The 12,434-nt window shown below is 71.3% G+C and carries 12 protein-coding genes; 2 read left to right on the plus strand and 10 right to left on the minus strand.

From position 1 onward, the window contains the following. Positions 1-10 precede the first annotated feature (10 nt). On the minus strand, positions 11-1,000 hold the full coding sequence (locus ACFYZL_RS16070) for a sensor histidine kinase (protein ID WP_388679426.1): 990 nt from the start codon (positions 998-1,000) through the stop codon (positions 11-13). 160 nt (positions 1,001-1,160) lie between these two features. On the opposite strand from ACFYZL_RS16070, the gene ACFYZL_RS16075 reads away from it, so the two are divergent. Beyond that, positions 1,161-1,760, plus strand: coding sequence for a hypothetical protein (locus ACFYZL_RS16075; protein ID WP_388679429.1), 600 nt, complete (start codon positions 1,161-1,163; stop codon positions 1,758-1,760). A 138-nt stretch (positions 1,761-1,898) separates the two neighbouring features. Here the strand turns inward: ACFYZL_RS16075 and ACFYZL_RS16080 are convergent, their stop codons facing one another. The 9 genes from ACFYZL_RS16080 to ACFYZL_RS16120 all read right to left on the minus strand — a co-directional run bounded on the left by ACFYZL_RS16080 (position 1,899) and on the right by ACFYZL_RS16120 (position 11,593). Further along, positions 1,899-2,711 (minus strand): HAD family hydrolase, encoded by an 813-nt coding sequence (locus ACFYZL_RS16080; protein ID WP_388679432.1) that lies wholly within the window; start codon positions 2,709-2,711, stop codon positions 1,899-1,901. After that, a complete protein-coding gene (serS, locus tag ACFYZL_RS16085; protein ID WP_384751485.1) occupies positions 2,708-3,985 on the minus strand; it encodes a serine--tRNA ligase in 1,278 nt (425 codons plus the stop codon). The genes ACFYZL_RS16080 and serS overlap by 4 nt, the downstream gene beginning before the upstream one ends. A gap of 527 nt (positions 3,986-4,512) precedes the next feature. Continuing rightward, positions 4,513-5,448, minus strand: coding sequence for a prephenate dehydratase (gene pheA / locus ACFYZL_RS16090; RefSeq protein ID WP_384751482.1), 936 nt, complete (start codon positions 5,446-5,448; stop codon positions 4,513-4,515). 42 nt (positions 5,449-5,490) lie between these two features. After that, complete coding sequence (efeB, locus tag ACFYZL_RS16095; RefSeq protein ID WP_384751480.1) at positions 5,491-6,849, minus strand: iron uptake transporter deferrochelatase/peroxidase subunit; 1,359 nt, start codon at positions 6,847-6,849, stop codon at positions 5,491-5,493. After that, positions 6,774-8,732 (minus strand): copper resistance CopC/CopD family protein, encoded by a 1,959-nt coding sequence (locus tag ACFYZL_RS16100; RefSeq protein ID WP_388679437.1) that lies wholly within the window; start codon positions 8,730-8,732, stop codon positions 6,774-6,776. Before ACFYZL_RS16100 ends, efeB begins: the two co-directional genes overlap by 76 nt. 28 nt (positions 8,733-8,760) lie before the next feature. Next, positions 8,761-9,252, minus strand: a complete 492-nt coding sequence (locus ACFYZL_RS16105; protein ID WP_388679440.1) for a copper chaperone PCu(A)C — start codon at positions 9,250-9,252, stop codon at positions 8,761-8,763. Continuing rightward, the gene (locus ACFYZL_RS16110) at positions 9,249-9,902 is read right to left on the minus strand and encodes an SCO family protein (RefSeq protein WP_384751471.1); all 654 of its coding nucleotides are present in this window, start codon (positions 9,900-9,902) and stop codon (positions 9,249-9,251) included. The genes ACFYZL_RS16105 and ACFYZL_RS16110 overlap by 4 nt, the downstream gene beginning before the upstream one ends. Positions 9,903-9,941: 39 nt before the next feature. Continuing rightward, positions 9,942-10,664 carry a YcnI family protein gene (locus ACFYZL_RS16115; RefSeq protein WP_388679443.1) on the minus strand — a complete coding sequence of 241 codons (723 nt, stop codon included), beginning with the start codon at positions 10,662-10,664 and terminating at the stop codon, positions 9,942-9,944. Positions 10,665-10,774: 110 nt separating this feature from the next. Next, positions 10,775-11,593, minus strand: coding sequence for a hypothetical protein (locus ACFYZL_RS16120; RefSeq protein WP_388679446.1), 819 nt, complete (start codon positions 11,591-11,593; stop codon positions 10,775-10,777). A gap of 220 nt (positions 11,594-11,813) precedes the next feature. Between ACFYZL_RS16120 and ACFYZL_RS16125 the strand changes: the two genes are divergently transcribed. Beyond that, positions 11,814-12,257, plus strand: coding sequence for an ATP-binding protein (locus tag ACFYZL_RS16125; RefSeq protein WP_384751463.1), 444 nt, complete (start codon positions 11,814-11,816; stop codon positions 12,255-12,257). Positions 12,258-12,434 lie beyond the last annotated feature (177 nt).

Here is a 12,434-nt window from a genome sequence, read left to right on the forward strand (position 1 = left end):
GCCGCCATGATCACCCGAGTGGGTGCCCCTGCGTCGGGAAGACCGCACAAACCCGCCACCCGCCGTCCGGGTCCGGACCGGCCGACAGGGTCCCGCCGACGGCCTCCACCCGCCCGCGAAGCCCGGCCAGCCCGGTCCCGCCCCGCCCCCGACCGGTCAGCGGTCCGCCCGCGCCGCGCGGGGTCGCGGAGTTGGCCACGGTGAGCTCCACGCCGCCCTCCGCCCGGCTCACGGCCACCCGCACCTCAGCAGCTCCGGCCGCGTGCCGGCGTACGTTCGTCAGGGCCTCCACAACCACCCGGTACGCGGTGGTGTCCGCCTCCCGCGAGAGCTCTCGTACCGCCTCCGGATCGGCCTCCAGCGTTCCGCCCTCGAACCGCTCGACGACCGGGGGGAGTTCGGCGAGACCCGGCACCGGATCGGTCGGACCGTCGGAGGCGTCCCGGAGGGCGTGCACGGTCCGGTCCAGTGACTCCAGCGCGCTCAGCCCCGCCTTCTCGATGCGTTCGAGCGCTGGAACCGCCTGACCGGGATCCTGTGCGGCCACGAACCGGGCGGCCTGGGCCTGCACGACGATCGCGCTCACGTCGTGGGCCACGAAGTCGTGCAGATCGCGGGCCAGTTCGAGCTGCTGGTCGCGTCGCGCGTCCCGCACGGCCCGCCGCATCAGTGCCTGCCGGCGGCGCAGATGGACGCCGAGGCCGACCGCGCCGAAGGCGGGCACCGCCCAGAAGGCCGCGGCCCCGCACACCTCCAGCCACGAACCGTCCCCCCACACCATCGGGACCGGCCACAACGCCACCGCGGCCACGCCCAGGGCGCCCGCGAGGCTCCCGGACCGTACCGGGGACCACCGGGCCACCAGGGCCAGCAGCGGCAGCAGGACGGCCATCCCCGCCAGGGTCCAGGTGCTCGGCAGCCCCACGGCCGAAGCGGCCAGGGACAGCAGGCTCGCCACGGCCAGCGCGGGTGCGCAGAACGCTCTCGGTCGCAAGGTCACCCTCCGACCCTACGAGCCGACCCGCCCCTTCGGGATATGCCGATCGGCAGATCCCGAAAGGCCGCCCGCTCCCAGGTCATGCCGATCGGCGGATGGTTCCGGCGGGCCGACCCCACCAGGCTTGAGCCATCACCGAAGGCCTTCCGAAAGGGACTGGACGATGACCACGCTCACCACCGCACCCGCCTCGTCCACCGCAGCCGCCTCGTCCACCGCACTCACCGCACCCGCCGAGCGCGTCCGCGCCACCTCCACCGTTCCCGGCGTGAGCCGCCCGGTCGGATGGGCCGCCCACGCGGCCGCCCTCACCCTCCTGCCCAGCGGACTGTGGAGGATCGCCATCGCGGTCGGCATCGACGTCGGCTGGGGACCGGGGAGCGGCCTGAAGGCCGAACTGTTCCCCGGCGTGTGGTCCTTCTACCTGGTCGGTCTCAGCGTCTTCGCCGAGTGCCTCGGCCTGCTCGCCCTCGGCCTCGTCCAGCGCTGGGGCGAGGTGCTGCCCGGCTGGGTCCCGTGGCTCGGCAACCGCCGGATCCCGCCCCTCGCCGCGGTCGTCCCCGCCGCCCTCGGAGCGGCCGCCGTCACCGCGCTCGGCGTGCTCGGCCTGTTCACCTGGGGCTCCAACATGGCGGACACGAACACCCCCACCGGCGGCGACTGGTGGCTCATGACCCTCTGCTACACCCCTCTGGTGCTCTGGGGACCGCTGCTCGCGGTCGTCACCGCCGCCTACTGGCGCCGCCGCCGGCTCCACGGCTGACGCGCCGAAATTCGCTGGTAAGGGGCTTCCGACAGGGGCACAGTTGGTCGTGCGGGGAGCAACAAAAGGTCCGGGACAGCCACTTCGAGCGCGCCTTGCGGCGCGGGCTGTCCCGGACCTCTCGTACGTCCGTACCGGCTACGCGGCGCCCAGCAGGCGCTCCAGCACCACCGCGATGCCGTCCTCCTCGTTGGAGGTCGTCACCTCGTCGGCCACCGCCTTGAGTTCCGCGTGGGCATTGGCCATGGCCACCCCGTGCGCGGCCCAGCCGAACATCGGGATGTCGTTGGGCATGTCACCGAAGGCGATGGTCTGCGCGGCCTTCACCCCCAGCCGGCGAGCGGCCAGCGACAGCCCGGTGGCCTTGGTCAGCCCCAGAGGCAGGATCTCCACGATGCCCGGACCGGCCATCACGATGTCGACCAGGCTGCCCACGGTCTGCCGGGCCACCTGGACGAGCGCGTCGTCGTCCAGCCCCGGGTGCTGGATGTACAGCTTGTTCAGCGGGGCCGTCCACATCGCGGCGGTGTCCTCCAGGTAGAGGGCCGGGAGGCCCTCCTGCACCTGGTAGCCGGGCCCGAAGAGGACCTCGCCGTCGACCCCGTCCCGGCTGGCGGCCAGGGCCAGCGGACCGATCTCCGCCTCGATCTTCGACAGCGCCAGACCGGCCAGCTGCCGGTCCAGCGTCACCGAGGTCAGCAGCCGGTGCGCACCGGCGTCGTAGACCTGGGCGCCCTGCCCGCACACGGCGATCCCCTTGTAGCCGAGGTCGTCCAGGACGTTCCGGGTCCAGGGCACGGCCCGGCCGGTGACGATGATGTGCGCCGCGCCCGCCGCGGTGGCCGCGGCGAGCGCTTCACGGGTGCGCTCCGAGACGGTGTCGTCGCCACGCAGCAGCGTGCCGTCGAGATCGGTCGCGACGAGCTTGTACGGGAACGGGACCGGGCTCACTTGGTGATCGGCTCCAGGACCTCGCGGCCGCCGAGGTACGGACGCAGCACCTCGGGCACCCGCACCGAACCGTCCGCCTGCTGGTGGTTCTCCAGGATCGCGACGATCGTGCGCGGTACGGCGCACAGCGTGCCGTTCAGCGTGGCCAGCGGCTGCGTCTTCTTGCCGTCCCGGTAGCGGATCGACAGGCGGCGGGCCTGGAAGCCGTCGCAGTTCGAGGCGGAAGTCAGCTCGCGGTACTTGCCCTGCGTCGGGATCCACGCCTCGCAGTCGAACTTGCGGGAGGCGGAGGCGCCCAGGTCACCGGTCGCCACGTCGATCACCTGGAAGGGCAGCTCCAGGCTGGTCAGCCACTGCTTCTCCCACTCCAGGAGCCGCTGGTGCTCGGCCTCGGCGTCCTCCGGCGCGACGTACGAGAACATCTCGACCTTGTCGAACTGGTGGACGCGGAAGATGCCGCGAGTGTCCTTGCCGTACGTACCGGCCTCACGGCGGAAGCACGGCGAGAAGCCGGCGTACCGCAGCGGAAGCTTGTCGGCGTCGATGATCTCGTCCATGTGGTACGCGGCGAGCGGGACCTCGGAGGTGCCGACCAGGTAGTAGTCGTCCTTCTCGAGGTGGTACACGTTCTCCGCGGCCTGACCGAGGAAGCCGGTGCCCTCCATGGCACGCGGGCGGACCAGCGCCGGGGTCAGCATCGGGACGAAGCCCGCGGCGGTGGCCTGCGCGATCGCCGCGTTGACCAGGGCGAGCTCCAGCAGGGCGCCCACACCGGTCAGGTAGTAGAAGCGCGAGCCCGACACCTTCGCGCCGCGCTCGACGTCGATGGCGCCCAGCGCCTCGCCGAGCTCCAGGTGGTCCTTGGGCTCGAAGCCCTCTGCGGCGAAATCGCGGATGGTGCCGTGCGTCTCCCGGACGACGAAGTCCTCTTCGCCGCCGACGGGGACGTCCTCGTGGACGATGTTGCCGAGCTTGAGGAGCAGCTGCTTCGCGACCTCGTCGGCCTCGTTCTGCTCGGCCTCGGCCGCCTTGACGTCCTGCTTGAGCTGCTCGGCCTTCTTGAGCAGCTCGGCACGCTCCTCGGGGGAGGCCTTGGGGATGAGCTTGCCCAGCGACTTCTGCTCATTGCGCAGTTCGTCGAAGCGCATGCCCGACGACCTGCGGCGCTCGTCGGCGGAGAGCAGTGCGTCGACGAGTTCGACGTCCTCCCCACGGGCGCGCTGCGAGGCGCGGACACGGTCAGGGTCTTCACGGAGCAGCCGGAGGTCAATCACCCCTCCAGGCTACCGGGCTGGGGTTCCTGGGATCACACCGATATCACGCTGCGTGTCGCTATGTCCTAATTGCGGCGAAAGGGTAAGCCTTGAGTGGGCGGCCGGAAGTGATCGTGACCGGGCGGTCGATAAAAGCGGCCCATTCTCCGGAAAAGGGACAGGGGGTCGACCGGTGGTCGACCCCTGAGCAGGGCCGGAGCCCTCTCTTGTCCACAGGAATTCGCGGCCGGCCGATCTTATCCACAGGCTGTGTGCCGCATCTGTGGACACGGAAATAGATCATTCCCGATCGGTGGGCGACCAAGGTGAATCAGGGTTCAAACCGCCCTCACACACTCATTCGGGTGGGAATGGCTCGCCCCAAAGAGTTGATCGGTGATACGGGGGTGACGCCGTTCACCTTCCGCTCTCCAGCGCGAAACCTGAGTCCTCCGACCGATATGTCGACCTTGTCGCGTGACTCTGTCGACTTGTCCCCAGGTCTGCCTCTCGGCCTGTGGATAACTCTGTGGACAGCGGACGGAGGACTACGCGCGGCCGTCGAGGCAGCGAGTCAGCCAGTCGGAGGCGTCCGTGAAGTCACCGTCGGAGGTCCCCGGCCTGGGCGCACCGACGTCACCCAGAGCGACACCGGCCCGCGGGTAGGAACCGAGGAAGCGGACCTGGGGACAGGTCCTCTTGAGCCCCATGAGTGCCTCCCCGACCCTCCGATCGGAGATGTGTCCCTCGGCGTCGACGGCGAAGCAGTAGTTGCCGATGCCGGCACCGGTCGGGCGGGACTGGATCAGCATCAGGTTGACCCCGCGCACGGCGAACTCCTGGAGGAGTTCCAGCAGCGCACCGGGACGGTCGTCGCCCATCCACAGCACGACGGAGGTCTTGTCGGCGCCCGTCGGGGCAGCCGGCCGGGCCGGGCGTCCCACGAGCACGAACCGGGTCTCGGCGTTCTCCGCGTCGTGGATTTCGGTGACGAGCGGTACGAGCCCGTAGGTGGCGGCCGCGAACTCGCCGGCGAAGGCCGCGTCGAAGCGACCCTCCTGGACCAGCCGGGCGCCATCGGCGTTGGAGGCCGCCGATTCCCACACCGCGTCCGGGAGGTTCGCCCGCAGCCAATTGCGCACCTGCGGCTGGGCCACCGGGTGCCCTGTGACGGTCTTGACGTCGGACAGCGCCGTACCGGGCCGCACGAGCAGTGCGAAGGCGATGGGCAGCAGCACTTCGCGGTAGATCATCAGGGGTTCGCCGGAGGCGAGCTCGTCCAGGGTGGCGGTGACCCCGCCCTCGACCGAGTTCTCGATCGGGACGAGGGCGGCGGCGGCCTCGCCGTTGCGCACGGCGTCCAGGGCCGCCGGAACGGACACCATCGGGACGAGCTCCCGGGTGGCGGCTTCCGGGAGCGTACGCAGGGCGGCTTCGGTGAAGGTGCCCTCGGGACCGAGATACGTGAAGCGGGTGGCCGACATGCGGTCAGCCTAATGCCGCGGTGCCCGCCCCCGTGGTGCCGTTCATCCTTCGAGCAGTCTCTGTCCCACGTACTCCCCGGAGCGCGGGCCGGGCGGCACGGCGTACAGGCCGCTGGACTCGTGCCGGATGAACTCCGACAGCGCGTCGCCGCGGTCGAGCTTGCGCTGGACGGGCACGAAACCGCGCAGCGGATCGGCCTGCCAGCAGATGAAGAGGAGCCCCGCGTCGGGGGTGCCGTCGGCGGCGATCCCGTCGTGGAAGGAGAAGGGGCGCCTCAGCATGGCGGCGCCGCCGTTCTGCGCGGGGGCGGAGATCCGCGCGTGGGCGTTGGACGGGATGACGGGTTTGCCGTCGGTCCCGAACTTGTTCAGGTCCAGCGGGGTGGTCTCGGTGCCGCCGGTCAGCGGGGCACCGGTGGCCTTGGTGCGGCCGATGACCTGCTCCTGCTGTGCGAGCGACTGCTTGTCCCAGTCGTCCAGGAGCATGCGGATGCGCCGTACGACTGCGTACGAGCCTCCTGCCATCCACGCGTGTTCGACCGGTCCGGGACCCGCAGCGGGAACGAAGATCCGCCTGTCGAAGTCGGGCTGCGCCGGCTTCGGGTTGCCCGTGCCGTCGATCTGGCCCATCAGGTTGCGGGCGGTCATCGGAGTGCCGGTGGCCCCGGGAGACCGATTGAAGCCGTTCATCTGCCAGCGGACCTTGGCGGCGTCCCCCGCGTCCTTCTGCAGGGCGCGCAGGGCGTGGAAGGCGACGAGTCCGTCGTTCGCGCCGATCTGGATCCACAGGTCGCCGTTGCTGCGCTGGGGGTCGAGCCGGTCGGAGGAGAAGTCCGGGAGCGGGTCGAGGGCCGTGGGGCGGCGGGCCGTGAGGCCGGTGCGGTCGAAGAAGGAGTGGCCGAAGCCGAAGGTGACGGTGAGGGACGACGGGCCGGCGTCGAGGGCGATCCCGCTGTCGGAGGTCGGGGCGGTCTCGCCCGCCATCAGTCGCCGGGCCGTCTCGGACCAGCGGCGCAGCAGCGCCGCCGCCTCGGTACGGCCGGCGCCCGCGGCGAGGTCGAAGGCGAGGACGTGGCCCTTGGCCTGGAGGGGTGTGGTGATTCCGGCCTGGTGGTCCCCGTCGAAGGCGACCTGGGTGGCACCGAGGGAGGACAGGCTCCCGGCTGCGCCCGCGGCGGAGCCGGGAGCGGAGTCGGCGAGTGCGGAGTGCGCCAGGGCGCCGCCTGCTGCGCCCAGCGCCAGGCCCGCGGCGCCCGCGGCACCGACGGTGCCCAGCAGTCGGCGCCGGGAGATCTCGATGTCGGAGTTGCTCTCGGTCACGCTGTTCAGCCGATCTTCACGTTCTTCTGGACGGTCGTCTGGTCGATGTCGGAGGTGCGGACGGTCACGTCGATGCGCCATTCCCCGGCGAGCGGCAGCTGGACTCCGGACGCGGTCCAGTGTCCCGGGGCGGCGTGGTCGGGGACGAGCGGCAGGGGTCCGATGTCCTTGGCGGGGAGGGTGAAGGCGATCTTGACCTCGGGGAGGTCGAGGGGCCGGCCGTCCCCGGAGTCGGCCCACAGGTGCAGGGTGTTGGCACCGACCCGGCCGGGGTCGAGCTCCAGCCGGACGGATCCCTTGCCGTTCGAGCCGCCGGTGTCGAACGGCAGGGTGATCTTGACCGCCCGGTCGGGGACGGCGGGGGCGGCGGAACCGCTGCCTGCCTCCCGTTCCACGGTGCGCCCGGGCTCGGTGCTGGTGAGGACCGTGGTGACGGCGAGCAGGATCACGGCGACGGCGGCCTCGGCGAGGACGGAACGACGCAGGCCCACGCGGTCGGTGTCCGCATTGCGGACCTGCTTCTCTCGCGCGTTCTCGCGGGCGGCGCGCTGGCGGGCGAGCTGGGCGGCGCGCTTGGGGTCGGCCGGGACGGTGACGGACTCGGTTTCACGTGAAACATCGGTGGTCGCGGCGACCGAGGTGGTCGTTTCACGTGAAACATCGGCGAGCCGGCCGGTCCACTTGCGGGACACGTAGGCGAGGCCGATGAGGACGGCGACCAGGCCGACCTTCAGGAGCAGCAGCCGTCCGTAGTCGGTTCCGGTCAGCGCGGACCAGCTGCCGATCTGGCGCCAGGACTGGTAGACGCCGGTGACGGCCAGGACCAGGACGCTGACGAAGCCGACCTTGGAGAACCGGAGGACGGCGGCCCGCTCGATCCCGGGGACCTTGTGGAGGGCGACGAGCAGGGCCGCGAGACCGCCGAGCCAGGTGGCCGCGGCCAGCAGGTGAACGATGTCGACCGGCATGGCGAGGCCGGGCTGGATGCCGGTGGAGGCGTGCTCGGACAGGGCCCAGGTGGCGGCGATGCCGGCGGAGACGACCGTGCCGCCGATGGCCAGGCCGAAGGTGAGGTCGTCGGTGTCCCGGGTCTCCTCGGATTCTTCCGCCGAGGCCTCCGCGGTGTTTTCGGGTTCGTTCTGGCGGCGGGCGTAGACGCCGAGGAGTACCGCGATGAAGAGGGCGGCCGCGCCCAGCAGGAGCAGCCGGGAGACGAGAGAGGCGCCGGTCTTGGTCGCCAGGACGGCCCGCAGCCCGTCGAGGTCGAAGGCGTCGGCGAACTTCCCGGACCCGGTGTAGGGGGTGCGCAGCACCAGCATCACGAGGGTGGCGGCGGTCAGGGTGACCCAGGCCCGGACGACGAGCTTCTGGAGCGGCCGCTGCGCCGCACCCCGGCGCCAGCACAGCAGGATGAAGGCGGCCGCACCGACGAGGACGGTGAAGCCGGCGTAGGCGGCGTAACGGGCGATCCCGTAGGCGATGCCCACCGGGCCGCCGCCCGCCGGCTGGGCTGCCGGCTTGACGGTGGTGGCGGACGGGGCGCCGATGGAGAAGGTGAAGGCGCCGGAGATGGGGTGGCTGTCGGCGGAGACGGCCTGCCAGGCGACGGTGTAGGTCCCGTTGGGCAGGCCGCTGCGAAGGGCGGTGCCGTAGCGGACGGTGTTCCCGCTGCACAGGTCGCGCAGTTCGCCGGTGTCCACGCGCTTGCCCTGGGGATCCAGGATGCGGATGGAGTCGCCGCCCATGGCGACCTGCTCGGAGAAGGAGAGCGTGACCTGGGCGGGGGCCGTGGCGACCACCGCCCCGTCCTTGGGGTCGCTCGCGGTGAGTGCTGCGTGTGCCGTGGCCGGGGTGGCCGCGGTGAACAGGGTTGCCAGCAGGGCTGCGAGGACCAGCGCGAGCCGTGGCAGGAGTGCCGTGGCGCGGACGCGGGCCGCGGAGGGGGCGGGGGCGGTGGTCGTCATGGCGTGTCAGTCCCTCGGTGCGGGTCCGTCAGTGACCGTTGCTGTTCTGGGCGTTGTACGTCCGTTCCTTCACGTCGAGCTCGACCTTGACCGGGTCGGCCTTCTCGAAGTGCAGCTCGACCGTGACCTTGTCGCCGACCTTCGGGGTGTTCTTGAGCCCCATGAACATGACGTGGTTGCCGCCGCGCGCCAGTTCGAGTTCACCGTTGGCAGGCACGTCCATGGAGTGGACCTGCTGCATCTTCTGGTCCTTCGACTCGTGGATCTGGAGATCGTCGGAGAGCGGGGAGGTGACGCCGGTGAGCTTGTCGGCGGTCTTGGAGTCGTTCTTGATGACCATGAACGCGCCGGCCATCTTGTCGTTGACGGGCTCGGGCATGTACCCGCCGCTGACCGTCATCTTCGGCTTGCCGCCGGCGGAGTCGCCGGAGCCGCCGGCGTCCGAGGAGCAGCCGGATATGGCGAGTGCTGCCGTCAGGGAGAGGGCGGCGGCGAGGGTGCGGGTGGTGCGGGCGTTCACGGGTTCTCTCCCTTGATGATCTTCGGCAGGTCCTTGGTGTAGTCGTCGACGGTGGCGCCCTCGCCGTAGAGGACGTAGCCCTCGTCGGTCTTGGGCGAGAACGCGATGACCTGGGCGCCGTGCATGGAGACGACGCTGCCGTCGGCCTCCTTCTTGGCGGCCTCGATACCGATGCCGAGCGTGCGCGCGGCGGCCTGGATGGTGGCGAAGTCCCCGGTGAGTCCGACGAACGCCGGGTCCTGGGCCTTGAGCCACGCGCCGAGGGATTCGGGAGTGTCCCGGTCGGGGTCGGTGGTGACGAACACGACCTGGAGCCTGTCCTGGTCGGCCTTGGGGAGAGCCTTCTTGGCGACGGCGATGTTGCTCATCGTCAGGGGGCACACGTCGGGGCAGTTGGTGTAGCCGAAGTAGATGAGCGTCGGCCGGCCCTTGGTCTGCTCGCGCAGGTTCCACGGCTTGCCGGTGGTGTCCGTGAGGACGAGTTCCGGCTTGGTGAAGGGTCGGTCGAGGACGGTCGCGGCCTTCGCGCCGCTCTGGCCGCCCGCGATCTGGGTGACCGAGCCGGGCTTGGTGGGCTCGCTGCCGCAGGCCGTGAGGGTGAGTGCGGCCGCCGCGAGGAGGGCGGCGACCGTCACACGTGTGGTGCGCATGAAAGAGGTGTCCCTGTGATCGGGGATGGGTCGGACGGGTCAGGAGGAGCGGCGGCGCGAGGCGACGCCGAAGGCGACACCGCCGAGCCCGACGAGGATGCCGGCGATGCCGAGGGCGCGCGCCGTGTTGTCGGCGCCGTGCTCGGAGGCCGCCTCGTCGTGGCCGTGGGCGTCCTTGTCCGTCTTCGCGTCCTTGGCGTTCTTGTCGTCGTCGTGGTGGTCGTCCGCGCCCTTGGCGGCGGTCAGCTTCAGGACGGGCGCCGGGTTCTGCGGTTCCGCGGCGCCTTCCTTGGCCTCCTCGATCCAGCGGACGACCTCGCCGTTGTCGTAGGTCTGGATGGACTTGAAGACCATCTGGTCGGCGTTCTCGGGCAGCTTGCCGACGGAAACCGGGAACTGCTGGAACTTGCCGGCCTCGATCTTGCCGCCGGTCCAGGTCACCTTGGTGACGACCTCGTTGATCTGCTTGCCGTGGACGGTGAGCGGCTTGTCGAGCTTGGTCTTCTCGACGGTGGACGTCCAGCCGGGGATGTCCTGCGGCATGACGGAGGTCAGCGGCTGGTCGATCGGGAAGTTGACCTCCAGCTGGGTGGTCGAGGCGTTGTCGCGCTCGTTGGGGACCTTGAAGTTGAGCGTCGCGTAGCCACCCTTGGCGGCCTCTCCGATGGGCTGGACGCCGACGTGGGCGAAAGCGGTACCGGACAGGACGAGGACGGTACCGGCGGCGAGGGCGGCGGCGAAGGAGACGCGAGAGGTCTTCATGGCAGAAACACTCCGGGGAAGCAGTGGTGACGTCGGCTCCGCGCACGGGCGCGCGCGGAGTTCGCGGCACCGGTGTTCCCGTCGGGTGTCGGGGGAAGGCGGGTGCCGCGTCAGGCTGCGAGGGCGAGCGCCGTGGGCGGTCCGCGCCTGATCACCGTGTGCTGGAGTGCCTCACGGCCGGTGGAGGCCGACGGGTCGGTCCCGGTCCGCGGGGTTCGCCGGGCCGGGGACGGCGCGGCGGGGAGTCCGGCGCCGAGGGCCCGTACGAGGGCCAGCGCGACGCGCAGCGGTCGTACCGGGCCGGCTTCTGCGGAGAGCCGGGAGAGTTCGAGGAGTCGGGAGAGCGCGGCATCGCCGCGGCCGAGCAGCCAGCCGGCGGCGAGTGCGGCCAGCAGGTGGCCGATGATCATGCCCGGGGTGAGCAGCGCGGTGGCGGGTGCGCCGGTGGAGGCATGGGCCAGGTGCGCGTGCCCGCTGTGGCCCTGCGCGGCGAGGTTCCCGGCCTGTGCGGCCAGTGCCGCCGGGTCCAGGCCGGCGCTCTCCAGGACCTGCCGGGCGTCGGCCGGGCTGAGCGGTACGGAGTTGCCCCCGCACACCAGCCGGGCGGCGAGCGCGGCGAGCGAGGCGTCACCGGCCGGTGCCTGCCCGGCAGCGGCGCTGTGCTGGCCGAGGCCGAACAGCGTGTGCAGGGCCAGTTGTCCGGTGGCGAGCGCGGCGGTGATGCCGGGCAGTGTGCGGCGGCGTCCCGCGAGCGGGGCCGCGACCGCGAGGACGGCCACGAAGCCGAGGCACAGTGACCACCAGGGCACGGTGGCGCAGGACGCCAGGGCGTGCCCGGCCCCGGACAGCACGACACAGACCGCGGTGAACACCGCGGCCCGGATCATCCGGAGCCCGGCTCCGGAGTGTGTCGTGTGGGGGGCAGTCATGGCCGGGTCATCATCGCACTGGGCTTGGGCGGTTCATACGGCAGGTCCGGAAGGTCCCTTGAGTCCGCTCTGGGGATGGCTCGAGGCCGGTCCGCGGAGAGGTGCCGGTGCCCGCATACACCGCCGCCCGGGAGAGTCGCCATCGGCCGAACGGGGGCATTGCGTGTCCAAGCGCTTGCGGAGCGCTTACGACCGCCCGCGGGCGGCAATACGTAACCCTATGAGCATCTGGTGGTCTCTCCACTTGAGGCGCGAAGCCGCGAGCGTGCCGCTCGCCAGGCGACTGCTGCTCGGGACGATGGAGACCGCGGGGGTGGACCCGGACATCTCCTTCGACCTCTCCGTGGCCCTGAGCGAGGCGTGTGCGAACGCGGTGGAGCACGGCGGGCACGGCGATCTTCCGGACGAGGCCGAGGCGTACCACGTCACGGCCTATCTGGACGGGGATCGCTGTCGCATCGAGGTGAGTGATTCGGGGCCGGGCTTTCCCGCCGCGACGGTGGCCCGTCGCAGACCCTCCCTGGCCGAGAGCGGCCGGGGTTTGCACTTGATCGCGGAACTGGCCGACCACGTCCGTTTCCGCAACCGGCCGGGCCGGGGTGCGGTGGTCAGCTTCGACAAGATGCTGAAGTGGCGCGACGACTCGCTGCTCAAGGTCTCCTAGGCAGGTCGGCAGACGTTGGCAGAGGCCGGTCCCAGGATCGGATCGGCGCGTGACGTGCCGGTGGGGGGGGCCCCCCACGGGGGGGCCCCCCCCCGGGCCGAATTAAAAGGGCGGGAGCCCATGATGGCCGCCAACAAAGCCCCCACCCCGAACCAGTTGCGGCGGCCCCCCGCCGAC

The sequence above is a fragment of the Streptomyces sp. NPDC001717 genome, assembly GCF_042892775.1.
Classification (GTDB): domain Bacteria; phylum Actinomycetota; class Actinomycetes; order Streptomycetales; family Streptomycetaceae; genus Streptomyces.